Below are 25020 nucleotides of genomic sequence, written 5' to 3'. Positions count from 1 at the left end.
CATTGGCCTAACGGATCAGGCTGGTTGGTTTGATTTGGCTTTTCGATATTGGCTAGGGGTCATACCCGTAATGCGTGAAAACTCTCGGTTAAAGTTAGACTTAGTCTGAAAGCCCGAATTCATGAAAATCTGTGTTATGGAATCTTGCGAGCCGCGTAACGCCTGTTGCGCATGAGCGATTCGGTAAGAGTTGATTAGCTTTGAGATATTTTGATTGTGTACTTGGTTTACCGCGATGGAAATGTGTTTTGCAGGAACCACGATTTTACGACTGAGTTTCGCAAGCGTCAGTTCAGGGTCGAGATAGAGAAACTCACGGCGTATTTTCTCATCTAACATTGAAGTAATCTCGTTAGCGCGCTCTTTTGACAAGGTTACAGAAGAAGCGGTATCACTCCCCAAGTCATCTGATTGTGCTTTGGATTTATCAGCCTCTGAGACAGGTGTGTTTATTCCGACAATGACAACAGCGATAGAGAGCGTTGGTAGTAGTACTAGGTGGGCAACAGTCAGTATATATAGCGACATTTCCCCGTCGTTATAAGCAAAGTCTAATGACATTAATGTATCGACGAGTGCTGAAAACAGTAGCATCCAACCCGCTATGCTCTCTGCTTTTTTAACGCCTTCCCAGTTTCCTAGTGAAACATTGAGCATTAGCGAATCTTTTCCAGAAATGCGAATCAGAGCCAAACCATAGCCGACATAGATCAGAGTGAGGGATTCATCTATTGGAAGCGAAAACCACTGCTGAGTGGCGGAGCTGATCAGTATATACGTCGGCACGACGAAGTGTTTTGCGAATGACCATCGATTGGTTCTTCGGCTTGTTGAGAATGTGAACCACGCAACGACAGGTATTACGGAGGCTAGAACGGGTTGCAGAAAGCTAAACAGCGAGATATCAAATGTCCATCGCAAACCTACCATCGCGGTTGTTGTCGCGCACAAACCCAGAAAAAAACAAGCTGCTTTGGTTTGTGTCCCGAAACGCATATATAGAGTCATCGCCAATAGCCCAAGTAGCATTGAGACAACAAAAGGCACAGGAATGGCAAGCATAATCGGTCCTAGATGAAGTTTGAGTCCGTTTCGAGTACCAATAAGGATAACTCTTTGAAATTTAATTAAAACCAATAATAGGACAAATACCAGTTTTGAGACGACCTAGAACGTGTTTTAGGTCTTTTTACTTTTCATGCCGCGAGAAAATAGCCTCGTCACTTATACATAGAGAGGATATTTATGCAGTTCTATATATTGGCTTGGAAACGTAGTTTTGACTTCTTAGGCGACTCATCAAGGCAAGAATTTTGGTGGTTCTTATTGGTTCATATCGTAGTCACTGTGGTGTGTATATGGGCTGATGTTGGTTTAGCGATGGGTGGTTGGTTCGATGTTAGCTACAGCGTGTTGAGTTTAGCTCCAACACTAGCAGCAATAGTTCGTAGGCTCCATGATATTGGCAAGTCAGGCTTGTGGGGCTGGGTGTTTATCGTGCCAATCATTGGACCATTTTGGTTGGCTTACTTGTTGGCTCAACCGACTCTTACGCATATGACTGAGGAGGCGTCAGCATGAAAAACGTCATCAAGCTTCTATTTCTAATTTCGGTATCCGCAGTTGCTGTTGCCTCGCAGGAAGTGCCATCCAACTCGTTAGGCGTTATCGTCGCAGAGCAAATGACCCAAGGGCAATTAGTTTGGTTAAAAGGAAGAGTTGGAAATGCCATCTACCGTTTTTCAGATCCAGATGGTCGCGATTGTACAATGGAGCTGCCAGTGGCTATCGGCAGTGTGTCAGATTCTGGGTTAGGGTTCAGCGAGACAAAAGGCTTCACCCTTTATGTGGTTAGTGAAAAACTCAATCAGGCAATTCAACGTGGACAACGAATCAACAGTGAAAAATGGCGCTTTTCACCTAACGCAAGTGAGTCTCCTATCGACGGTTTCATTGCTGGGGGGATCAGTAAAGATGAAGGGTTTATATTGAACTCGAAGAGGAGATGGATCTCTTGGTTTATGGGAGAGGAAGCAAAACTAGAGTGCAGCTAAGCGAAAATAAAATGAGTTGATGCCACTCGCTTTTGCTTACAGAACAAAACGAAGGGTTACGGCAACAAAGGCATGGTCACTGGCTTGCTTATCTTTCTCAAAACTGGGGTTGATCAAGTGGGCATCCAGTGTCTGGTACTCTGTGACGTCAGCCATCGAATATTGGGAGTCCGGTTGAAACTCCTGTGACAGCAGAATGTAGTCGAGCACATTCCCTTTTGAAAAATGATAGTGAGTGGATGGTCGCTCACTTTCAATTGCCGATGCAGATTGAAGTTGCCAGCTGTCTCTTAGCCTGAGTTGTTTATCATCTTCATTGACTTGCTGGATCAGTAAGCCAGTAATATTACTGCTTATCGTTTGGTTCATATCTCCCATCAGAACGGTTGGGATTGGGTGGTTGTTATATTGTTGTTCCATAAACAGTCGTAGCATCACGGCTTCCCATCCCCTTTGCTGGCTTGATAACCATTGACCTACAAGGGAGTGAGAATTCTCAGCGTCAAGGCTGTCTGTTGGCCGTTGTGACTTAAGGTGACAGACATAAACGGCTACCTCGCCGATATCTGGTACATCAACCGTCGCATAAATCGGTTTGCGGCTAAACTCAGGCGTATCCACTTGATAGTGTTCTTTAATTGAATTGAGCGGCGTAACAGCGCCTAGGCTCACGATTGGATATTTTGAAGCTAGGGCAACGACTGGTTGAGAACAAATATAGTCCTGCTCCAAATGAGGCTCATCAACGACGGCAAAATGAGGGTAGCCCAGCTCTTCAAACATTATTCGCGCGGCGTCGATACTAAACACTTCTTGAACACCAACAATGTCCGCTTTTAGGATGTTGAGCTTTTCTTGAGTCCAGCGACACTTCTCTTTCCATGCTTCGCCATCATAGATGTTTTCAAAGTCGTAAAACGCCTGTGGAGGCTCTACAAAGTTAAACAGATTCGCCGTAGCGAAAGTCAGCGTTTTATTGGTCAGCAATGGAACGGCTCTACAAATTCTAAAAGTTTAGTGTAATCAAAATCCCACTAACTTGCTGTAGCTGAATAGTTTTACTGGGTAGATTTTTGTCAAAAGGTTCAGGTAGAGGATTAATTAACTGCCAATTAATTGATATTGATTATGGTTCTCATTTTTATGAGGTGTCACTATTGAAGGTAATCGATCTCGCATCGCTCAATGCGGTCTGCCTAACCAGTAGAAAAGGGACAAAACATGTATGGTTTGTTAGTCACATTACATATACTTGCGGCGACTATTTGGACAGGGGGGCATATTGTACTAGCGGTGGTCGTGCTGCCTAGGGTGCTACGAGAACGCTCTGCCCAGCGACTTTTAGATTTTGAATCTGTCTATGAAAAAATAGGTATGCCTGCGCTAGTTATTCAAATCATTACAGGGCTAATGTTGGCATACAGAATGTTACCTGATGTGAGTTTATGGTTTGATATGTCTATTCCAATTTCGCGCGGGATTGTCGCTAAACTCACTCTGCTTTTACTCACTTTTCTATTCGCATTAGATGCAAGGTTCCGAGTGATTCCTAAATTATCAGAATCTAATCTCACTGATATGGCATTGCACATTATTCCGGTTACTGTTTTCTCAATACTGTTTGTTATTGTTGGCGTATCTTTTCGAGTTGGGTGGTTGTACTAGTAGAAAGTAAAAGTGTTTTCTTTAGCTAGGGCTATTTGAGAGCAAGCACTACCCAGTATCGGCTTTTTAACCATAGCCATCTAAGTATTTACTTAGGGCTAGATAAACATTTTAAATCGGTTTTTCCAATCAATAACATGCTCAATAAAAGCATCGACTCTTGCTGGGCGATTTCCTCTGTCTCTATACATCATATAGACTTCTTTACCGGGAGCCAGCCAGTCAGGCAACAACGGCTGTAGGTTGAAGTGTTCCTGATTAAGGTCATGAAAATAATAGGTGGGTATCCAAGCAATCCCAAGTCCTTGAATGACTGCATCGCGGACAAGTAGAACATCATTAGAAGCGAAATGACATTTAGGCTGCTCACAATATGTTTCATTGGTTAGCTGGTTGATTAGCGTCCAAGTGCGGTCGTTGTTTAAAGTAATTAGTCGATGATTAACCAGTTGTTTAGGATGAGTGATTGGTTCGTACTGCTCTAAGTAACTCCGTGATGCGCATAGCCCGAAAGGAATTGACCAAAGTTTACGAGCAATCCAATCCTGCTCGATGAGATCCCCGAGACGAAATGTGACGTCGATACGATTGGAAACTAGGTTGACCTTTTCATTTTGCACATCTAAATCAATGCATATGTTGGGATGCTTTTCCGAAAATTCATAGACACATCTCTTTAACCACATTTGGGTCATGTTGATTGGGGCTGATATCTTGAGTGTGCCCGATAGGGACTGGCGCTCGGTTGCAATGCGAGTTGTAACGTTTTCTAAACCTTGAAGTAAAGGTTCACATTGCTGCCTATACCTTTCTCCATCTGGTGTTAATACGAAATGATGCGCACTTCTGTTGAGTAATCGACATCCTAAGCTAGTTTCTAGCTTTTTAAGCTTTCGGCTCAAGGTTGCAAGAGGAATATTTAAGTGCTCAGAGGCTTGTGTAAGGCTGCGATAACGCGCTATGGAAACAAATAAATATAAATCGTCTAGAGAATGAGATTCCATATTTGAAATTACCCCTCCCATAAGTGTCTATTAAAAGGCAACTATGAAATATATAACCTTGCTGAGTCAAGTTTATAAGGAGACTTTATGTCTAAACATTTATCTGTTTGGGGCGGCGTTGTTATCGCTATCTTTTTCTGGTCTAGCAACTTTAACGTCATTAAAGCTATCGATGGAAATATATCGCCGCTAGTTTCCGCAGCTTTAAGATTTTCAATAGCTGCTTTGATTTTACTGATATTGAGATGGGGTATGCGATATCCACATGAAGTAAAGCTTAAGAGTAAAGACATGTTCTCGTTGTTTATCATCGCGACAATCGGAGTCACTCTACAAAACTGTTCAATTTTTTATGCGATGACTTTCACTGTTCCCGTCAATGCGGCAGTCGTTCAAGCAAATATGCCTCTAGTAGCTATTTTGCTCTCAGGGCTCATTCTTAATTCCCCCATTTCGTATAAAACAATCTTAGGTGCGTTAGTGAGCTTTGTTGGAGTGATTATTGTCATTACTGGTGGGGAAATGACGTCAATAGCACTGAATATTGGTGACATTCTTATGGCGTGCGCCTTGTTGAGTGGTTGTTTATATACGATTTTAGCGAAGCGTTTGACACCTCATATACCTGTAGGACAGCAACTGAGATGGGTGTTGAGCATTGGTGCTATGCAGATGCTATTTATCGCAACTCTTCAAAGTGATTTTGGCAAAAGTATCGATTCAATTGGTGTTCAGGACTTGACACTAATAACCTATATGAGCCTATTCGGAACTTTGATTGCATATTACTTTTGGATGAAAGGTGCGATAGTCCTTGGACCGGATAAAACTGCATCGTTGTTTAATATCATGCCTGTGTTTACTTTACTAATTTCGATCTACTTTGGTCAGCATGTTGAATGGGTTCATGTTTTAGGTATTGTTTTGGTCGGTATTGGGGTGTTTATTGGCAACTCAAGTCCCTTTAAAAAGGTATCGATTGAAGCGGTGAAAGCATAGTTTTATTGAACAAGGCAGTACAATGAGTACTGCCTTTGTATTCACTCTGAGGGAAACTCAATAAAACCCGCCATTTTTGAAGTGTGCGAAGGTCAATACGCCTGCAATGACGAGCTCTAGAACCAGCGGCGGCACAACAGCTTTATCAAATCCATCAAGTACAATACCGACTACGCGACCTATCGCGACAGCTAGCATGACGACTGCAACAAAGAAGTAGCCTTCTGTATCGCCAGAAGTTAGTCCAAACACCAGCATTGACACACTGGCTAAAAATAGACCGCCCATGACGGAGCGAACGGTATTGAGACCCGCTTTACCAATGGGCTCAAGCGAGAAGTTAGCTAACATTTTTTGAGGGGCGAACATCGACATCACACCGAGTCCAGTTAGCATCAAAGTGAAAATTCCTACTAGTATTTGCAGTGTAGTATCCATAATGATTCTCCTATTCGTTGTTATTATTACGAAAATTGTTCGATAGCTTGGCGCGCGTTATCTTGCGCAGCGATATTGCCGAGCGAAGGTTCAATCGTGATTTGGTCGACGACGGGTCCAGTTGGGGAACCTTGTCGACTGGCGTAAAAGTGCCCAGACTCAAACCTTGGATCGAACAGACCATCAAGGTAGCGTTTTGCCCCTTTTTCGACGCTGTGCATCATGCCTAGCATCGGCATCAGTAGCCCGCCAACATATTTGAAGAACACTTTTTTAAGGAAAGGAAGGTCATCCATACCATTGGTGCCCGTTGTGCCACCTGGACTCATAGTGACAAATCGTAGATGAGGGTGCTGGCGTGCCATTGAAGACATCCATAGCGCAGCGGTAAGCTTGATGGTTCCATATATATCCAGTGGATCTGCTTTCGCGCCGAATTTGCTGCCGTTAGCGATAGACGCGAACTCTTCGACGGATGAACTGCTCAACTCGGGTTTGGCAACACCCATCTTAGGCACACCTCTTGCGGTTTCCGAGCCCGCGTAGAGCACGGTTGATGTAATCAGCTGCCTTTTAATGAGCTCTTCTACCAACACCGAATGCCCAAACACATTTGCCGCAAAGATATTGGTTACGCCATCTGAAGTAAGAGCATTCGGTGTGCGTCCTCCAGTGCCACCCGCGTTTAGTACAACGGCATCAAGAGGTGCAGACAGTGTTGAAACGGCGTTGCGCACCGACGATGAATCCGAAACATCAAGGATTAAGATTTCAAAAACGTCTCGGCCGGATAACTGAACCAAATTGGCTTTCGCTTCGCGTGCCTTGGTGAGATTACGGCAGCCGAGATAAATTTTATTAATGCCTTCTTCTTGAGCGAGTTGGCGTGCCGCTTCGAACCCAAGACCTGCGTTAGCGCCAGTGATTAATACCGTTTGAATAGTACCCATGTCTTTCTCCATTGGTGTGATTGCTGACTAAGGATTAAGTTACCATGGTTGAAAAATGGACTGTATATAGGTAAAAGTGGACACTGTGCTTCAAAAATGAACCACAGGAGAATGGACGTGAAGAAGAATGATAGCTATGCCTTCAACTGGGATGATCTTAAGTATTTTTTGGCCGTGGTACGCAGCGGGACTTTGCGAGGCGGGGCGGATGACATTGGTGTGAATCACACCACTTTAACTCGGCGAATTTCAGTGATGGAAGAACAGGTAGGGAGTCGGCTGTTTGATCGCTCTAAACAAGGGTTGGTACTAACCCAGATCGGTGAAGAGCTACTGCCTTACGCAGAAAGAGTTGAAGACGAGATGACATCTGCGTCGAGAATGATCATCGGCAGAGACTCTGACCCTGTGGGAACGGTTTATGTCTCAATGCCTCATGGGATGGCTTTGACTTCACTAATGGATGATTTGGCGCTGTTTTCGGAGCGTTATCCGGACATTACTTTAAATTTGCAGTTTGGCAATGATATTGCCAATTTGAGTCGCCGAGAAGCGGATGTATCTATTCGGGTAGCAAACGAAGTTTATGATGAAGCGGTAGGAAGAAGGCTGGTTCAAATGTCGCAAGCGGCATATTGCACTCGAGAATATGCTGAAAAGGTCAAAGACAACCAAGGTGAAGGTTTGTCATTCATTGGTTGGCATGAGCCTGAAGGGGATATCACGGCGAAGTGGTTACAGGAGAGCTATTACCCCAAAGCAACATTAAAGCATCGCGTTTCAGAACTTGTGCCACTGGTCTCTTTAGCAGCATCAGGGCTAGGGATGGCTTATCTGGCGTGTAATCTGGGGGATAGGCATCCAAACTTAGTTCGTGCGCCTTTCCAGAAGCCAATGCCCTATCGCAGCATTTGGTTATTGATGCACAGCGATCTGCGCAGAACGGCGCGAATTCGCTGCTTTGTTGACTTCCTTGCTGAGCAGGTTCAGTCGAGGGAAAACGAATTTTGGGTAGCAGGAACGGTTAAAAAATAACGTGTTAAATTACGCTTGATTGGAGTAGATCTGATAGCGATTTCGCCCTGCATCTTTCGCCTGATATAGGGCGGTATCGGCTTGCCCGAACACCGTTTCCCAATCATCGGCAAGATATTCTCTTTTACAAGAAGATGCACCAATGGAAACCGTAATGCTAAATTGTTGGCCGTTATGATACGCGATATGCGTTTCGACATTGGTTTTTAGTCGCTCTAGGGTCTCTTCTAGCTTGCTTAAATCTTCCATAGGCATGACTAAGACAAACTCTTCGCCGCCCCAGCGAACTAAGATGTCTTTCTTGCGTAAGTTGTTCTGTAGTGTCTCTACGGTTTCCTTGAGTACCAAATCCCCAATTTCATGGCCGTACTGATCGTTAAATTGCTTAAAGTGGTCAATATCGATCACGCTTACCACGTAGACAGGGCTTTGCATCGTTGAAGGGGCTTGCTCCAACCAATTTTCTAAAAAACGTCGGTTGTAGGCTCCGGTCAATGGATCGGTGGTATTTTGGTTACGTAACTCTAGGTTGGTACGTTTTAGGTTGACCACACTTCGGATCACAAAATAGGCGAGCACACAAAATAGTGCGGCATAAAGAATCTCACGCGAGCGTTGCTCTTTGAGCGTGATGGTTTGTAATTCATTTTGTGCTTCTAGTAACTCAATTTCTCGCTTGTTTAGTCGTCTTTCCAGGGCACTTTTTTCGCTGAGTATGTCTTCATTGTAGGTCTGACGATAGAAGTTTTTGCGCACTAAGTATTTTTGTTTCATAAACTTAAGGGCCTTTTCGTAGTCACCCAGTGCTTCGTGCGCTTCGACAAGCTTTGACAGTATGTCCATCTCCCAGATGATTTCGTTACTCTCTGACGCTTTCAGGATATACATGACTTTGTGCGCGTAAGTGATTGCCTGTTGATACTTTTTCTCTAATAAATAAGCCGCGGCATAGGCTTCATAGCAAGTTGCTAGCATCAGGCTTGTTGAACTATTTTCCGCTTGCAGGACGCAGCGCTTAGCCATAGCTAAGGCTTCTTTAGGCTGATCGACCCTCGAGAACATTTGTGACATATTGGACAGAGTCGAAATTTTGATTCTGTTTGATCCTGTTTTGTCTGCTTCCTCTAAAGCACGTTGCAAATAGTACTTGGCTTGTTCATTTTGTTCGGTCGCGAAATAGACTGCACTAGAATTAGCAAACAATATGGCTTCAAACAGGCTATTATCGTATTGGTTGTCATTGTAGAGTTTAAGCGCACGTTGAATATAAGTATCTGCACGCTCCCAATCTTCCGAAAGCATGTAGACGGTTGCGATGTTGTTCAGGGTCATGGTGCTCTGAAAGTCATCCCCAATCTCGCTGACAAGCTCGTATGCCGTTTTATAGTAGTTCAAGCTAGCTTTGATATTCGAACGCTGAATTTTGACATTGCCTAACCAACGATACGCGCGTGCTAGCAGGCGTCGATAGCCGATTTCTCTTGCTATTGGCACCACTTCATTGAGAAGGTATTCCGCTTGAAGTAACAAGTCGGAGTCTATTAGCTTTAGTGCCTGATTGAGCTTGGCCTCAGCCACTATCCAGTCGACATGGTTATCTCGCCCGATCTTCTCCATATCGGGAATAGTGGTGTTTTTAATCCCTTCGTATTTTCTGAGGTTGCCAAGGGCGAAGTAGTAGAGTGCCGTAGAAGATGGAGATGCATCAGCCGCTAGTTGGTATTCATCTAAGCTGACGGACCTTGGGCGACAAAGAGATTGGTAATAGAACTCAAGCATTGGGCGGTCTTGAGTCTCAATATGTGAGTAAAGAAAATCCTGATCAGCCGCGACATTGCAGGCAGCAATAGAGGGTGCTGCGGCAATCGATGCCAAAATGGTAACCATTATGGTAATAAGGCGTTTCATTAAATCAGGTGATCTCAACATATTAGAAGATTAATGCTTTAGTTTATCATCTTATAAATAACCTGTACGGCATTGTGGGCAATATTTAACAATGGTTTGTCCAGTCATTCCCATTTTTATTGCATTATTTTAATAGCTTGCCTTAGTACTATAGTTCACATCACGATATGATTGAAATCAATCCAACCGTTGGCAAGTTGTTCAGGTGCCGATATTTGGTCAGATATATTTAAATCTTGCATTGTGTGATACAGCGGCTGATATAGGTGCTTGGTGATCAGCTGTTTTTCTATTTTCTCTAACATTCTTAGCTGCTTACTTTCGCTTTGCTCTGCAACGGCCTCGATGACTTTTTGTTCCAACCAAAGTTTATTTTTTTTGGACAGACACGCTTGGTGGCAGTAATTACACAGTAGCCAATCAACCCAAGAAAGCAGGGTATCTTCACCAAATACCTCCCCACTGATGACAATATCCGCACTTTTAAACGTTTCGGGCCGATTGAACTCTGGATACTCCAAAACTTGTAGTTGGCACTTTATACCGAGTTGATGCAAACAATCAGTGGCGAGTTGTGCTGTCGCGATATTGGTTCCAAGCTGATAGGTGAGAATCGTTAAGGGTTTTGCTGGGATTTTAAGTTCCGCTAGTGCGCGTTTGGCGTGTGATAAATCTTGCTCGGCAATGGTTGTTGGCGTTGACAGCATACCTTTTGCACGCGCAACCACTTCGCAATGAACCCCGCTAGGTGTCCCTATACTGAGCATCAGTTGTTGCAGCCACTTACGATGAGCTCGATTTCGCATCCAAGTATGATGGTGGGGGTTCAGCATTGCATAGGTGCAACCCTGTTCCCATTTTTGCTTTGAGGTAAATTTCGCAGCTGATCTTTCCACTAAGTGGTGACCATGAACCACATCGCAGTTAAGTTCTAGGGTTTTAGCATTATCACCCACGTTCCAAATTTCGACGCCATCGATCCAAGGTCTTAAGCCGTGATAGTTCGGGTTAACGCTGAGTAATGTGCGCCACTCTGTTTGCTCTGACAGTAAGAATGAGCCGCTACCGAGTAACTTCCCGTCCTTAACTTTCGTTATGCCCATCGCGCTATGGCTAAGTAGCCTCGGCAGAAGAGAAGGCATAGCATGACTGGTGAATCTAATACAAAGCGGGTTGATTACTTCCACTTGGTCTATCAATCGAAAAAGCTCGACTTGCGCACCGCCATGTTCCATCAAACGTTGAAAATGAACCTTGATATCTTTTGCCCATAATGGACTTCCATCACTAAACTTGAGCCCCTTCCTTAAGGTTATCGTCAGGCTGTCATCAAGTTGTTGCCATGAGTGTGCGAGATCGCCATGCAGACTAGGTTGAGTTCGAACCAAGTTGGCATATAGATAACTGGCGATGTGGAGTTCGGTGCGGCGATTAATCTTGACTGGATCTAGGCAATGGGTGCCTCTATAAAAAGGAATTTGTAAGATGTCTTGCTGAGTTTGTGTTACCTGATATTGGGAAAGATACTGACTAAGAAAACTCTCTCTTTCTTGTGTATCAACGAGATCAAGTGCTGCTTCTACATTGCCTTGTTTAAGTAGGCTAGTTGCTTTTTGCTCTAGCAGACCATCAAGTGGTTGTTTTAGTTTCGCCTGCGGTAAATTTCCGCGCCCAATTCCCGATTGCCATTCAATTTTCTCTTCTTCAACCAATCGTTTAATTAGCAGCTGCGCGTTACGACGTGTACAACGTAAAGCATGGCTGAATTGATCTAATGATATTTGAGTCCAATGTTGGGTCGAGAGATTATCACGGCAAAATGCCAGAGCATTCCAATAGCGCATAAAGGTGAAATCCTAATTTTTTATTTCTATTTTTCTTCATCTTTTAATCTCGATAATAGGAGGTTCTGTTCAGGATGAAAGGAAAAATAAATGAATACGTTAGCTAAGCCTCAAACTTCAATCTGGCGTAACAGGCCATTTCAAATTCTGTTTTCCAGCGCGCTGTTTGTTGCGTTTTCAGCGCAGATTTATAACCTAGCATTACCGCTATTGGTTTATGAACTCACGCAATCATCCAAGATGATGGGGTGGATGCGCGCTGTGGAATTTTTACCAAATTTACTATTGGCGCTGTTTATTGGTGTGGTAGTCGATCGCGTTGATAAGAAGCGCTGGTCTCAAGCGATGTTGTTGGGTCAGTTGGTGGTCGTTTTGTGCTCGTATCTGGCAGTTGAGTGGCTAAGTGAGCCACTTTGGGTCCTGTTTCCCGCCGCCTTTTTGATGATGGCGTTTAACTATGGCTATCACAATGCGCGCATGACGATGATGAAAAGGGCATTGGCTCCTGAAACACAAAATACTGCGATAGCGAGGATGAGTTCGTTAAACAGCGTGATGGAAACGGTAGGGCCAGTGTTATCGGGAGCATTGATGCTAATGTCGACAATCCACAATGTTTTTCTAGCTGTGGCGGTACTTCTATTGCTTTCGTATTGGCAATTAGAAAGGTTAACGCTTGCTCCAAGTGAACCGCCAAAAAAGCAGAGTGTCTTTGCGGCATTAAAAGAAGCTTGGACGGTATTACGAGCTGAACATAATATGTGGATTATCACTCTTGCGGTGATGGTGATTAACACCACAGGAGCCGTTTTCTGGATCCAAGCGATATTCTACGCGAAATCAGAGCTTGAGTTTAACGCTTTAGAGGTGAGTTACTTGATAGCGGCATCGGGAGTTGGCGGTCTTTTGGGATCGTTCAGTGCAGATAAGCTACGAGCTAGATTTGGTTTAGGCGTGGTTTTGATTGGCTCGATAGTTTTCGAGTCTCTCGGTTTTGTTTTCCCACTGGTCATCAATAATGTCTGGGGTATGGCAGCGGCATTTTTATGGATTTCAGCGGTTGGTTTGTATAGCAGTATTTGTATTTGGAGCTACCGACAGGAAGCATTTGAAGAGAAATATTTAGGCAGGGTAGCAGGGATTACGGGTTCTCTATTTAAGCTACTGATGCCTTTTGGCTTGGCTGCATCGGGCTATGTGATTGCTTACTTTGGCATAGAAGTTATCTTTATAACTTGTTTTTTCGTTCAATTATTCGCCGCAATTGGCCTGCTGTGTTCTCAAGTAAGACGAATTGCATAGAGTTAGCTTTACATACATTTACTTTCTCAATGTGTTTCTTTACTTCCCGCTATCTAGACTATGATTACGCTGAGTAAACAAGGAACGACAATGAAAAATACGCCAGTAAATAGTTTGTTAGCTATGGCTAGTTTAGCCGCTTGGTCTAGTACGGCTAGTGCAAACGAGCTGACCACACCGATTGTAGATACCAACCAAAGCCAATGTTTTGGGCTTAGAAACACATTGAGCACTTGTCCTTCTTCTTCTGATGCCACTTTTGGACAAGATGCTCAGTACCAAGGCAATACTCCGAGCTACACCAAAAACAGTAATGGTACAGTCAGTGACAACGTGACGGGTCTCATGTGGACTCAGTCCACCGATCTCAATGGTGATGGCAAGATAGATGCACAAGATAAGCTGAGTTATGACGATGCGTTGGAATACGTCGCGTCATTGAATCACGGTGGTTATAGTGATTGGCGCTTACCTTCTATTAAAGAACTCTATTCTTTGATTTTGTTTGATGGTCAAGACCCAAGTGGTGTTAATCAGTCAGGCACAGTTAAGATGGTCCCATTCCTTGATGCGAGATACTTCGATATGAATGCGGGGGATGTTCATTCAGGCGAAAGGTTGATTGACAGTCAGTTTGTGTCGAGCACCAAGTATGTTTCTACCACCATGAACAAAGATGAAACGGTGTTTGGCGTTAACTTTATTGATGGACGCATTAAGGGTTATGGTATTGCAAGCCCCCGTGGTGGCGATAAAACCTTTTATGTTCTAGCAGTACGCGGTAACCCAGATTACGGCATCAACCAATTTACAGACAATAACAACGGCACCATCACTGATAGTGCAACGAGCCTTATCTGGCAGCAGTCTGATAGTCAGTCACAGATGGATTTTCCTCAAGCCTTAGCCTACTGTGAAAATCTTGAACTGGCGGGCAGCAGCGACTGGAGACTACCAAGCGTGAAGGAACTGCAATCTATTGTTGATTACACGCGTTCGCCTGCCACAAGTAACAGCGCGGCAATTGATCCAATTTTCAATACGACTGCGATCACCAGTGAAGCAAACCGCAAGGATTACGCGAACTACTGGAGTAGCACGACTCACGAAAACATGAGAAACGGCGGGCATGGTGCGTATGTCGCCTTCGGATCATCGTTAGGTTATATGCGCAATGCTTGGATTGATGTTCATGGCGCGGGTTCTCAGCGTAGCGACCCTAAAACTGGAGACGCGAGTCAATACCCGACTGGACATGGCCCTCAGGGAGATGCGATTCGAATTGATAACATGGTTCGATGTGTTGCTGGTGGTGAAGTCGAATTTGTTCAGCAGCCAACTTTAGCGAAGCGACCAACAGAAAGTTACCAAAATAGTGGTAGCGCTTCTTCTATGTCGTCAAAAGGCAAGCAAAATATGGCTGGTTCGAACAACGGACACTTTTCTCGCATGGATCGAAATGGTGACGGGAAAATTTCTCGCCTTGAAGCAAAAGGCAAGTTGGCAAAAGATTTCAGCCGATTTGATAGAAACAATGATGGTTATTTGACTCAAGCTGAGATACCTAGCAGAAAATAGTCAGCTATCTTGACCCGTCTATAGCTTTATAGTTTAGAGTTGATGGTATCGAATAAAAGCTATGAGTGGACGGATGTTCAAGATCTCTCAATTAGCAGAGCGGGCGGGCATTTCTCGCACCACTCTGCTTTATTACGAAAAGCTAGGCATCATTAAGGGAGCAAGACAAGCGAACGGCTATCGCTCCTACAGTGAAAAAGATCTCCAACGCTTGCTCTTACTGCAAAAATTGCAGGCTGGTGGTTTGACGCTGAAAGAGTGTCAGGCTTGCTTAGACGCACAAATCAATCGTGATTTATTGAAACACAGGCTGACTCAGCTCGATCTAGAAATCTCGCAAAAACAAAGATCACGCGAACTGCTCGCCGCGCTATTAGGCGAAAGTTCTCTTAGCGAGTGGCACGATACTCTCGACCAGCTTGCTCCTGATGCGCATTTAGACTGGCTGATCAAACAAGGTTTTGATGAGAAGCAGGCTATGCGTTTGAAATGGCTATCAAAAGATATGAATGAACACGATCGCTATATGCGAGACTTTGATCTGGTTTTCAGCCAACTTACTTGTTGGGGGCCGGGAAGCCAACAAGATACACGTTTAGCGATTCAGAAACTGCCCTTTTCACCTAAGCGTATTCTCGAAATTGGTTGTGGGCAGGGCATTGCGACCCGAACACTGCTAGATCATACCCAAGCGCATATAACCGCGGTCGATAATGAAGAGTATGCTCTAGAGAACATTAATCAAACTATGCAGCAACTCGGTGAAACAAAACGTGTGACCACCGTGTGTGCCAATATGGCGAAACTGCCATTTGAATCTAAGCAGTTTGATCTGATTTGGTGTGAGACCAGTGCGTACATTATGGGGGTTGAGAATGCTTTTAAAGAGTGGCGACATCTCTTGTCCGATGATGGTTATCTAGTGCTGAGTGATTTGATCTGGAGTGTAGAGGGGCCATCGTCCGGTGCCATGAGCTTTTGGCACAAAGAGTACCCAGACATGACCACTGAAGAGACGCGCATTGAGCAAGCTAAGCGAGCGGGATATACGCTAGTCGATTCTTTCCCTGTCAGTGATAAAGCTTGGGACAACTACTACCAACCGCTAAAAGATCGGATTAATGAGCTCGCGCAAGAGTTAACGGGATCATCTGCTCTCGCAGATTTGAAGCGCGAGATCACTGTTTATGACAACCGCAACGGTGAGTTCAACTATCAGATATTCATTCTCAAAACGGGGTGAATTTTTTGATTAGTTAGTGTTGACCTGTCTATAGCTTTACAGTTTAAGCTGCGCGCATAAACGTTAAAGAGGAACACACTATGAACTATGGTCTATTTAATCAGCAAGAGACAGACGAACTTGTTCAGTTATTCACTAAAACCTTTGGAGATTCTGAAGGCGTCGAAGAAGGAAAAGTCATTGGCACTCTAGTGAACACACTCGTAGAGACGACACCAGAGCAAGACATCGCAATTTTTGTTGCGAGAGATGAGCACAAGATTGTGGCGAGCATTCTATTTACTCGACTTGCTTTTGAGGAGGAACATGCAAGTTTTTTGATGGCTCCGGTCGCAGTTGATACTGAGTATCAAGGGCAGGGGATTGGGCAAGCATTGATCCGTCATGGTATAGAGGCGATGCGTAGCCAAGGTGTGAAGTTAGCTTTCACATATGGTGACCCAAACTTCTACACTCGAGTGGGTTTTAATCCCACCTCTGAAGAGCTGTTTAAGGCACCGTTAAAACTGAGTTTTCCTCATGGTTGGATGGTACAAACTTTATCTTCGGACACGATTCAAAGTCTTGAAGGTCGACCAATATGTGTGGAAGGATTTAATAATCCTGCGCTTTGGTAGATACTTACAGCTGCTCGTCAATCACAGGTTAAGGAACAAACCATGGAACCACGTGTCAGCATAATTACTCTAGGGGTGCGAGATTTAGAACGCTCATATCAGTTTTACTCCAAGCTAGGTTTTCCCTCTTCCAAAAATCCCGAAGAGGGGATTATCTTTTTCAAAACAGGTGGCGTGTGTTTAGCCTTGTATCCTTTGGATGCACTAGCAAAAGATGTTTCGTCTGATATGGCTGTTGTTAAAGAGGGGTTTAGTGGTGTGACACTCGCACATAATACGCGTTCAAAGCAGGAAGTGGATGACGTGTTAGCGTTAGCGGTCAGTGCTGGTGCCAAGCTAGAAAAGCCGGCTCAGGATGTGTTCTGGGGTGGCTACAGCGGTTATTTTTCAGACCCAGATGGTTATTTATGGGAAGTGGCGTATGCCGATTTTTGGCAGTTCAATCCAGACGGTTCGCTGGTTATTGATTAGGGGGATTCGTGGAGCTCAAAAGAATACATCATGTCGCAGTCATCTGTTCTGACTACAAGACTTCGAAGCGCTTTTATACTCAAGTTCTCAAGTTAGCCGTAATCGCTGAAAATTATCGCGCAGAGCGAGATTCTTACAAGCTTGATCTTGCTTTACCAGATGGAGGACAGATTGAGTTGTTCTCTTTTCCCAACCCGCCTCAAAGACCAACCAGCCCAGAAGCGCAGGGCTTAAGGCACTTGGCATTTAGCGTCGATTCAGTAGAGCAGTATGCCGCTTATCTAATCAAGTGTGACGTGGAGGTCGAGCCGATTCGGATTGATGAGTTTACCGGTAAGCCGTTTACCTTTTTTAAAGATCCAGACGGCTTACCTTTAGAGATTTATCAAGCTTAGCTTAGTAGTTCACGCTTAATGACGGTAAACACGCCAGCTTCACGGTTGCTTGGAGCGTGAAAGCGCGCAATCTCTTTAATCTTAGGGTGAGCATTGTCCATTGCGTATGAATGATAGCTCGCCTCCAGCATTTCCAAGTCATTAAGGTAATCTCCAAAACTCATGGTTTGCTCGTGAGTAAAGTTGAGTGTTTGTTGCAGGTGCTCGATCGCTGCGCCCTTCGAAGCTTCTGAGTTCATGACATCGAGCCAGATTTTTGCACTTACAACCACTTGGTGCGTCTGACCAAATGCTTTGTCGAACGTAGGGAAAACCAACTCTTCTGTACCGTCAAAGTGGCAGATGGCGACCTTGATGAAATCATCATCTACGTCGAGTAGATCGTTCACGTACTGGCACTTGTGGTAGTACTTAGCGAACTCCTCAAGCGCTCGCGGGTCTTGCGTTTCGATATAAGCGGAATGTTTACCACACAAGACAATTTGCGCGCCGGAAATACCTCTAGCTGCCTCAATGATTGATTTGATAGAAGGCTTATCGATCTCACAGCTATACAACTCTTCACCCTTGTGCATGACTAAAGTGCCATTTTCAGCAATGAACATCATGCGATCGTTAATTGGTGAGAAGGTCTCCATTAGGCTGTAATACTGTCGCCCTGAAGCCGCAGCGAAGATAACGCCTTTATCTTCTAACTGTTGGTATAGGTTAAAAAACTCTGGATTGAGCTGGCTATTTTCATCGAGAAGCGTGCCATCCATATCGGTGGCAATGAACTTAATATCGGGTGTCGGCATAGTGGCTATTGTCGTCTCTTCGGACTGTGTGTAAACGCGATACGTTACCTAACTTTTGTGACGACTCAAGTGTTTTAAATCAATCTACAATGAAATCGCTAATAATTACTCATTAACTAGACTTGATGATTCTGCTCTAACACGGCGAGCGTACTGGTTAAATCAAAGTGGACAGCAAACTCTTCATTGACCGTTTTTCCACTCAAAATACAGTTGGCGACATACACTGCACAAGCTGGGCTAAAATCAGACTCCATCAGTTTTTCTGGGTCATCGTGGGTTAAAACTCCCTCAATGATGGGCAAAGGAAAGCCCCAAAAGTGCAGTAGGTAACCTCCAAGCTGTTCTGATTTGGTTTTAAACAGATATCGCTCTAGGTGCGATTTATCGTTGCCTTTAGTTTTAGGATTTAGAAACGCGCTCATTAAATCTGGGGCTATTTTCATTCTGACGTACTCACCAATACGGTGAAGAATGCCGACTAAAAAAGTCGTATCTTTGAGATCCGGTTCCACTAAGGTTGAGGCGAGATTTGCGACTTTAAGGCTGTGCGATTGGATCTTTTCCAATGGCTTGCTCGGTTCATTCATGGAGACAGAATAGACTTCAAGCATGCCGATAATATTAGTGACCACTTGGCCACCTAAACGAGTGATTGCTTCAGAGATACTCTTGATCTCTTTGCGTCCTCTAAAGATGGCATTATTAGAGATCTGAATGATCTTAGCGCACATTGCCGGCTCTTCACTGATGAGTTTCGCTACGTCATGCATCGAGGAGTTGGGATCGGCAAGGGTGCGCTTAACATCAAAGAATAGCTTAGGTGCAACTGGCAACGAAGTAATTGTACCAATTGCATTTTGAATCACTCGATCCGGGAATAATTCAAGAATCTCTTCAATACGTTGGACCTCTGCTTTGATGACGCTAGGATCGCAGGGTTTCATAAAAGCTTGGTGGGCGAAAAAACCACCTTTTATAGTGACATCAGGATCCGAATATCCGGAAAGCGAAGCACGAATAATACCTGGGTGTCTTTTACTCACCTCTTCAAGTAGTTCAGCACCGTTCATCTTAGGCATAAGCATGTCCGAGATGATTAAATCCACCTCATGCTCCTCTAAAAACTGCAAAGCTTCCTCACCGCCTTCTGCGGTAAATATCTTCCATCCAGTTCCAAAAAGGGCTCGCTTTAATCCGTTTAGGATCATGCGTTCATCATCAACTAGCAGCAGCTTCATTATCTAGTCTCTCTTCTGTGCCAACGCTTACGTTGTCTAACGGTAGTGAAATCGTAAAGGTGGTTCCCTCACCAACAGTACTCTCGGTGTTAATTGCTCCTTTGTGTAAATCGACGATAACTGAGTAGGCTAAACTTAGCCCTTGCCCTGTACCTTTACCGACATCTTTTGTGGTAAAGAAAGGATCGAATATCCGGTCAATAATGTTACTCGGTATACCTGTGCCATTGTCTTGGATGCGAATCTGAGCAGCATTTTCTTCAAGATGTGTGGAGACTTTAATTGTGCCTAAAGTGCCATCTTGGCGACCAAATCTTTCTTCAATCGCATGAGCCGCGTTAATGATGAAGTTAAGCATAACTTGGTTAAATTCATCACGGTAACAAGGGATAGCCGGTAATCTAGAGTCAAAATTGGTTTCTACTTCAGCGACATATCGCCACTCACCGCGTGCAATGGTGATGGTCGACTCAATGGCTTCAGCAATATCGACTTGGTGCATTTCGTGGTTACTAGAATGTGAGAAAGATTTCATCGCTTTTACGATTCGGCTAATGCGTTGCAGCCCCTCTAAGGACTGATCCAGTGCGAGAGGGATTTCCTCGGCGATAAAGTCCATATCGCTTTCAACAATTTCACTTTTAATTTGGGCTTTCAGCTTTTCGATAGGTTCATCTTCTGACTTTTCAATGGTTTCTGTAATTTGGTTGATAGTGTTAAGACAGGTTTGAAAGGCGTCTTTCAAGAAGATTGTGTTATCAGAGACATATTGAGTTGGCGTGTTTATCTCATGAGCGATACCAGCGGCAAGTTGCCCCATCGACTCCAATTTTTGCGCTTGTCTTAATTGCTGCTCAAGCTCCATACGCGTCGAAATATCACGAATAACACAGTTAAACAGCTTTTTCTCTTCATTTCGGATTGAAAGTGCAGAAAGGCTAACTTCAATAGGGAACGAGCGCCCATCTCGTTTTATCCCTTCTGTGGTTAAATTGTTTCGATGCTCCAAGTCGTTGTTGGCACCATTTTGCAACGAAACTTTATCAAAGGTTGGCATTAAGTCTTCGATGTTTTTATGGTCGATCATCTCTTGTTCATAGCTGAACATTCTCAATCCCATGTCATTGATGCTATCTATGATGCCATCCTGGTCAACAATAATGACGCCGTCGGCGAGATTATTGAGGATATCTTGTTCACGTAGCTTACTGGCGACAATGGAATGCTCAGCTCGTTGGAGTCTTTGGTCGACAATGGAAGCAACGAATGTTGCTGCACAAATTAGCAGCACAAATAAAGCTACGATCAAGGCAATGTTGTGAGCGTCGCTCATATGGTTATGAGCTGCAGGGGTATCGGTTAAGGCATAAAAGCTCACAGCGCCCATGGCAGTGTAATGCATACCAGCAACCGACAGGCCCATTACAGGGGCAATTAAAGCTCTATGGGTAACGTTTTCACCATAGTTACGATTGCGAAGCTTGATCATGTAAATAGAGATACAAGCAAATAAAAATGCAATCACAATAGAGAGAACAAACCAAGTGAAGTCATAGACCATCAGGGCGTCCATCTGCATTGCTTCCATACCGAGGTAATGCATTGAGCCAATGCCCAATGCTAAATACAATGCGCTAAGCTGGATATCTAACAGCGAAAATCGTTGACTATAAAGGACTTGAAAAGCGAAGTAGGCACCAACGACAGGAGGAACAAAGGACAACGCAGTTATACCGGGGTGATAGGTCATTTGAGCAGGCACCATGAAAGCCAACATGCCTGTGAAATGCATTGCCCAAACACCAAGTCCAAAAACAATGCTGCCAAACAATCGCCATAAGCTTACTGTTTTGTGCTCATTTGAACTCCACATTCGCTCAATGACGATCAAGCAAGAGTAAGCGGCTAAGCTAGAGACAAGAATGGAAAGTAAGACCAAAGAGTAGTGGAACTCTCCTTGGAGTAAATTGTACTCCGTTAAATCAACGGATCTAAATCGCCAAAACTCTACCATAGCCCAACCTGCCCTTTGTTTACGTTGTTAGTTATTCCATTAAGGCGCTGATTACATACTCTGCGCTTTCTCTTCACTCTTAGCTTGTTCGTGTTCTTCTGGCTCTATCATGGTTACCCAAACTTCCCCGGCTACCGCTTTGTTCTCTAGGCAGTGGTGCACAATGTTCATCAAGGTTTGAGTCACCCTCTGCCCTTTTCTCGCAATAAGCTGATCACGGTTGGTTCGAATCTCTTGCTCAATAATCATGTTGGGGTTTAGGAAGCTAACATCGACGAAAATTTTCGGCGGTTCAAAATCGAGCGTTGACTTAAAAGCGCTGAGTATATTCGGATCATAAAGATGTTCTTGGCTGTCGAGCTGTTCAACGGCATCAGGGATGGTATAGCCGGCACTTTCAAGTTTTATATAGTCACAGACAACCTTAAGCATTCTTGAACCGTAGGGTAAGTCGGTTCCCTGAACGTCATCAATGGGATTACCTTCTCCGTTAAAGCCTTTTTCTTGGTAGAGAATAGTCTTGGCGATACCGCTCATCCTTGGGATTTGTTTGAGTAAATCCGATGAAAGGCAAGGGTGCTGCTCAAAAAGCTGACGATCTTCTTCAGTGACAACTTGCCCACTACTAATATTTTCTAAGGTACTCTGGGGAAAAATGATGAAGCCGAGTTGAGACAACTGAACCATAGGTTCAAAACTCCAATGGGGCTTCAAATTAAGTGCTTTACTTAACTGCTGCATATGGAATTGAACCTTATTACTACGGTCATTGATTTCAGGGCTGACAAGAGAAACGACATCGCTGAGGACATTAATGACGCCTTTTAACGTCTTGTTAAGCAGTACTTTCTCTGCGACGATGAGTTCGTATTGCTTTATTGCTGAATTAATAAATCCTAGCAGTTGCTCAGGCGTACATGGCTTATTAATAAAACGAAATACGTCACCCAAGTTGACCGCATCGACCGCTGTTTGTTGGTCAGCATTACCGGTAAACATCATGCGTACGGTGTCAGGTGATTTTTCTTTCACCGCTTGCAGCAATTGCAGGCCATTCATTACAGGCATTTGCATATCAGACACAATCACAGCGTATTGCTTCTTGGAGACGAGTTCGAGTGCTTGCTCGCCACTGTTTGCAAGATCAATATCAACATGACTTCTCAGCGTCCGACGGAATGAGTTGAGAATATTCACTTCATCATCGACTAAGAGTACTGGTTTCTTCATTGATTATACTCACGTAGTTGCACTTAAGAACAAGTTTAGTACATACAGTGAGTTATCAAGGGTTATTGAGTTTTTTACTACTTACTAGTTAGAGAAGTGCGAAGTGAGAAGTTTTATCGAGTTGATAATGGATAACGCAAAGGAGTGATCATCGCTAAATAAAGAGGAGACGACTCCTCCTTTGCTCTAGCTGTAAGGGGAGAACTAATCTATTTCCCCACAAAAGCGACAACAACCTTATCGTCATCTAGTGATCTAGAGAATACATAGGCGTTGTCGTTGTCTATTGGCTGATGTTTCCCCGCACCAATTGCTGGGTGGTTGTGGCGGAACTGACCGACGGTTTGCCAGTGAGAAAGTAAGGCTTTCCTTTTATCATCAAGCTGCCAGACCATATCGGAACGAGTCCCTTGGTGGAAGTCGTCTGCATATGGGCCAAGTTCTCGGCCGATTTCATCACCATAATAAACCTGAATAGCACCGGGGCTAAGGAGTAGGGCATTGGCGGCGTTTCGCTGCATGTCAAAAGATTTAAAGCGGTTGAAGAACAGCTCAGTATCGTGAGAGGACATATAACTCACAGGTGTATAGCTAGGGGTAGATTGTATTGAGTCTGCATAGTTCTGGTAGACGTCTTGCATCTGGCTAAAGCAGGCTGCACCTTTATCGAGTTTCTTCTGCATATCGAAATTGATTAGCGCATCGAAACCTTGATCCGCATACGGTGATCGGTAAGCCGAGTGGCCCCATACTTCTCCCATCATCCAGAACGGTTGACCAGACTTGCCATTTTCACTGCGCCACTGCTCTAGGTTCTCGCTTGCGGCTTGTTTTAGCTTAAGCCAAACGTCCCCTTCAACGTGTTTTACTGTATCGACCCTAAAGCCATCAATACCAAAACGTTTTACCCAGTCCGACTGCCACTCAACCAAGTAATCCGCCACTGTGTAGTCAGGTTTAGCGACAACGCGAGTATCTGGGTTGTTGAGTAGCCACTTAGGAGGTGTAACCGGTTTTGTTGATTCAGTAATAAAGTCTGGTAAGCCTGCTAAGTTCATTGTGGCATCGCTGCTACCGGGTTGTGTATAGCCCGGTAAACCTGCTCGAACCCAATCTGGGCCCCACCAGTTTTGCCATTGTTTGCTTTGATAGTCGATGGCGTTATTAAAACTGTGCCAGTTTTGACCTTGTTCAGGAGTCCATTTTGCCCACTGCTCTGGCATTTTCGAACGATCGACCACTTCGAGATTATCAAACTGCATATCAGCAAGTGTGCCATAACCAGCATGATTAACGACGGCATCGAGAAGGATCTTAATGCCGCGTTTGTGCGCTTCCTCAACCAAGGTTTTCAGGTCTTGTTCGTTACCAAAGTTTTGGTCGATTTTAGTGAAGTCCCGTGTCCAGTAGCCGTGGTAAGAATAGAATGGGAAGCTGCCACTTTCGCCTCCGCCAACAAAGCCATGTACTTGCTCAACAATCGGAGAGAGCCAGATCGCATCTGTACCAAGGCTCTTTATATAGTCGAGCTTTTCAATCACACCTTTAAGGTCGCCACCGTGGAAGGTACCGACTTCCTGTTTACCGTCTTTCTGGCGCCCGTAACTCTGATCATTGCTGGTATCTCCATTGCTGAATCGGTCGACCATCACAAAGTAAATATTGGCATTCTTATAGGTAAATTCTGGCTTACCAACGGGAACAGTTGGTTCAAGCAGAACTAAACCGCCACTGTGCTTTGACGGAGTGATGGTGACCGAACCATTGTTAACCGTCACAACTTGCCCACTTAAGGCATCTTTGAGCTCCGCACCGTCTGGGAATGTATCACCCAGATTTAAGGTAACTTCTTCACCAGTGTACTTTTCGCATTTTACATCAGGGATAGGTCGGCTGAATGTCTGTTTGCTCTTCTTTGCTTCTCGCGCAATGGTCAGCGTGTTGTTCTCTTTATCGAAGGCAAACGAGTAGTCGCCACCGAAGCGGACTTTCAGTGGCAGGACGGTATCTTCTCCGCAGTTAAGTGACAAAGGTCGACGAAATCTGACTTTCTGACCTTCAACCGCGGAACAGTTACCATCAATACCCGACACGGTGAGTTGATATGTTTCTTTGCTCAACGACATGACTGCGGGCTCAGAGGCTGACAATGGAACATCGCGACTGGTAGTGGTGGTCGATAAAGTTAAAGTTGGACTTGCTATAGCAGGCACGCTGAATAAAACGGCAAGCATG

At 44.4% G+C, this 25020-nt stretch carries 23 protein-coding genes; 11 read left to right on the top strand and 12 right to left on the bottom strand.

The features are described from left to right. Positions 1-15: 15 nt before the first annotated feature. Positions 16-1062, bottom strand: a complete 1047-nt coding sequence (locus AC6R16_RS13735) for a helix-turn-helix domain-containing protein (protein WP_500674737.1) — start codon at positions 1060-1062, stop codon at positions 16-18. A gap of 183 nt (positions 1063-1245) precedes the next feature. Here AC6R16_RS13735 and AC6R16_RS13730 point away from each other — a divergent pair, with 183 nt between their 5' ends. Together AC6R16_RS13730 and AC6R16_RS13725 are read left to right on the top strand one after the other, a co-directional pair. After that, positions 1246-1581, top strand: a complete 336-nt coding sequence (locus tag AC6R16_RS13730; protein ID WP_500674736.1) for a DUF805 domain-containing protein — start codon at positions 1246-1248, stop codon at positions 1579-1581. Then, entirely contained in the window at positions 1578-2054 is a 477-nt protein-coding gene (locus AC6R16_RS13725) for a hypothetical protein (RefSeq protein ID WP_500674735.1), read from the top strand. The genes AC6R16_RS13730 and AC6R16_RS13725 overlap by 4 nt, the downstream gene beginning before the upstream one ends. A 36-nt stretch (positions 2055-2090) precedes the next feature. Here AC6R16_RS13725 and AC6R16_RS13720 read toward each other — a convergent pair whose 3' ends face one another. Then, on the bottom strand, positions 2091-3041 hold the full coding sequence (locus AC6R16_RS13720) for an endonuclease/exonuclease/phosphatase family protein (protein ID WP_500674734.1): 951 nt from the start codon (positions 3039-3041) through the stop codon (positions 2091-2093). A gap of 234 nt (positions 3042-3275) precedes the next feature. On the opposite strand from AC6R16_RS13720, the gene AC6R16_RS13715 reads away from it, so the two are divergent. Beyond that, positions 3276-3719 carry a CopD family protein gene (locus AC6R16_RS13715; protein WP_500674733.1) on the top strand — a complete coding sequence of 148 codons (444 nt, stop codon included), beginning with the start codon at positions 3276-3278 and terminating at the stop codon, positions 3717-3719. A 98-nt stretch (positions 3720-3817) separates the two neighbouring features. On the opposite strand, the gene AC6R16_RS13710 is transcribed toward AC6R16_RS13715, so the two are convergent. Further along, the gene (locus AC6R16_RS13710; protein WP_054961221.1) at positions 3818-4723 is read right to left on the bottom strand and encodes a LysR family transcriptional regulator; all 906 of its coding nucleotides are present in this window, start codon (positions 4721-4723) and stop codon (positions 3818-3820) included. Between the two features lie 87 nt (positions 4724-4810). Between AC6R16_RS13710 and AC6R16_RS13705 the strand changes: the two genes are divergently transcribed. Beyond that, positions 4811-5722, top strand: coding sequence for a DMT family transporter (locus AC6R16_RS13705; protein WP_500674732.1), 912 nt, complete (start codon positions 4811-4813; stop codon positions 5720-5722). Positions 5723-5779: 57 nt separating this feature from the next. On the opposite strand, the gene AC6R16_RS13700 is transcribed toward AC6R16_RS13705, so the two are convergent. Together AC6R16_RS13700 and AC6R16_RS13695 are read right to left on the bottom strand one after the other, a co-directional pair. Further along, positions 5780-6160, bottom strand: coding sequence for a DUF4345 family protein (locus AC6R16_RS13700; RefSeq protein ID WP_500674731.1), 381 nt, complete (start codon positions 6158-6160; stop codon positions 5780-5782). Positions 6161-6186: 26 nt separating this feature from the next. Further along, on the bottom strand, positions 6187-7110 hold the full coding sequence (locus AC6R16_RS13695) for an SDR family NAD(P)-dependent oxidoreductase (protein ID WP_500674730.1): 924 nt from the start codon (positions 7108-7110) through the stop codon (positions 6187-6189). 117 nt (positions 7111-7227) lie between these two features. Between AC6R16_RS13695 and AC6R16_RS13690 the strand changes: the two genes are divergently transcribed. Further along, a complete protein-coding gene (locus AC6R16_RS13690; RefSeq protein ID WP_500674729.1) occupies positions 7228-8145 on the top strand; it encodes a LysR family transcriptional regulator in 918 nt (305 codons plus the stop codon). 9 nt (positions 8146-8154) lie between these two features. Here AC6R16_RS13690 and AC6R16_RS13685 read toward each other — a convergent pair whose 3' ends face one another. Both AC6R16_RS13685 and AC6R16_RS13680 read right to left on the bottom strand, forming a co-directional pair. Continuing rightward, complete coding sequence (locus AC6R16_RS13685) at positions 8155-10053, bottom strand: tetratricopeptide repeat-containing diguanylate cyclase (RefSeq protein WP_500674728.1); 1899 nt, start codon at positions 10051-10053, stop codon at positions 8155-8157. 155 nt (positions 10054-10208) lie between these two features. Next, the gene (locus tag AC6R16_RS13680) at positions 10209-11897 is read right to left on the bottom strand and encodes an ABC transporter substrate-binding protein (protein WP_500674727.1); all 1689 of its coding nucleotides are present in this window, start codon (positions 11895-11897) and stop codon (positions 10209-10211) included. A 90-nt stretch (positions 11898-11987) separates the two neighbouring features. Between AC6R16_RS13680 and AC6R16_RS13675 the strand changes: the two genes are divergently transcribed. The 6 genes from AC6R16_RS13675 to gloA2 all read left to right on the top strand — a co-directional run bounded on the left by AC6R16_RS13675 (position 11988) and on the right by gloA2 (position 17503). Next, positions 11988-13199 carry an MFS transporter gene (locus AC6R16_RS13675; protein ID WP_500674726.1) on the top strand — a complete coding sequence of 404 codons (1212 nt, stop codon included), beginning with the start codon at positions 11988-11990 and terminating at the stop codon, positions 13197-13199. 90 nt (positions 13200-13289) lie between these two features. Next, the gene (locus AC6R16_RS13670) at positions 13290-14777 is read left to right on the top strand and encodes an Lcl C-terminal domain-containing protein (protein WP_500674725.1); all 1488 of its coding nucleotides are present in this window, start codon (positions 13290-13292) and stop codon (positions 14775-14777) included. Positions 14778-14850: 73 nt separating this feature from the next. Then, entirely contained in the window at positions 14851-16020 is a 1170-nt protein-coding gene (locus tag AC6R16_RS13665) for a methyltransferase domain-containing protein (protein WP_500674724.1), read from the top strand. A gap of 80 nt (positions 16021-16100) precedes the next feature. After that, a complete protein-coding gene (locus AC6R16_RS13660) occupies positions 16101-16637 on the top strand; it encodes a GNAT family N-acetyltransferase (RefSeq protein ID WP_500674723.1) in 537 nt (178 codons plus the stop codon). A 42-nt stretch (positions 16638-16679) separates the two neighbouring features. Next, a complete protein-coding gene (locus tag AC6R16_RS13655) occupies positions 16680-17108 on the top strand; it encodes a VOC family protein (protein ID WP_500674722.1) in 429 nt (142 codons plus the stop codon). Positions 17109-17116: 8 nt separating this feature from the next. After that, a complete protein-coding gene (gene gloA2 / locus AC6R16_RS13650; protein WP_500674721.1) occupies positions 17117-17503 on the top strand; it encodes an SMU1112c/YaeR family gloxylase I-like metalloprotein in 387 nt (128 codons plus the stop codon). Here the strand turns inward: gloA2 and AC6R16_RS13645 are convergent. The 5 genes from AC6R16_RS13645 to AC6R16_RS13625 form a co-directional block, all read right to left on the bottom strand. After that, positions 17500-18300: a Cof-type HAD-IIB family hydrolase gene (locus tag AC6R16_RS13645; RefSeq protein WP_500674720.1), complete on the bottom strand. Its 801-nt coding sequence runs from the start codon at positions 18298-18300 to the stop codon at positions 17500-17502. The genes gloA2 and AC6R16_RS13645 overlap by 4 nt on opposite strands. Positions 18301-18416: 116 nt before the next feature. Then, positions 18417-19541 (bottom strand): HDOD domain-containing protein, encoded by a 1125-nt coding sequence (locus tag AC6R16_RS13640; protein WP_500674719.1) that lies wholly within the window; start codon positions 19539-19541, stop codon positions 18417-18419. Continuing rightward, positions 19522-21555, bottom strand: coding sequence for an MHYT domain-containing protein (locus tag AC6R16_RS13635; RefSeq protein ID WP_500674718.1), 2034 nt, complete (start codon positions 21553-21555; stop codon positions 19522-19524). Before AC6R16_RS13635 ends, AC6R16_RS13640 begins: the two co-directional genes overlap by 20 nt. A 51-nt stretch (positions 21556-21606) precedes the next feature. After that, complete coding sequence (locus AC6R16_RS13630) at positions 21607-22785, bottom strand: HD domain-containing phosphohydrolase (RefSeq protein ID WP_500674717.1); 1179 nt, start codon at positions 22783-22785, stop codon at positions 21607-21609. Between the two features lie 209 nt (positions 22786-22994). Beyond that, complete coding sequence (locus AC6R16_RS13625) at positions 22995-25019, bottom strand: alpha-amylase (protein WP_500675338.1); 2025 nt, start codon at positions 25017-25019, stop codon at positions 22995-22997. Position 25020: the final 1 nt, after the last annotated feature.

The organism is Vibrio sp. R10-SG3-ISO10, assembly GCF_059834185.1.
This window is presented reverse-complemented; position numbering and strand designations above follow the sequence as displayed.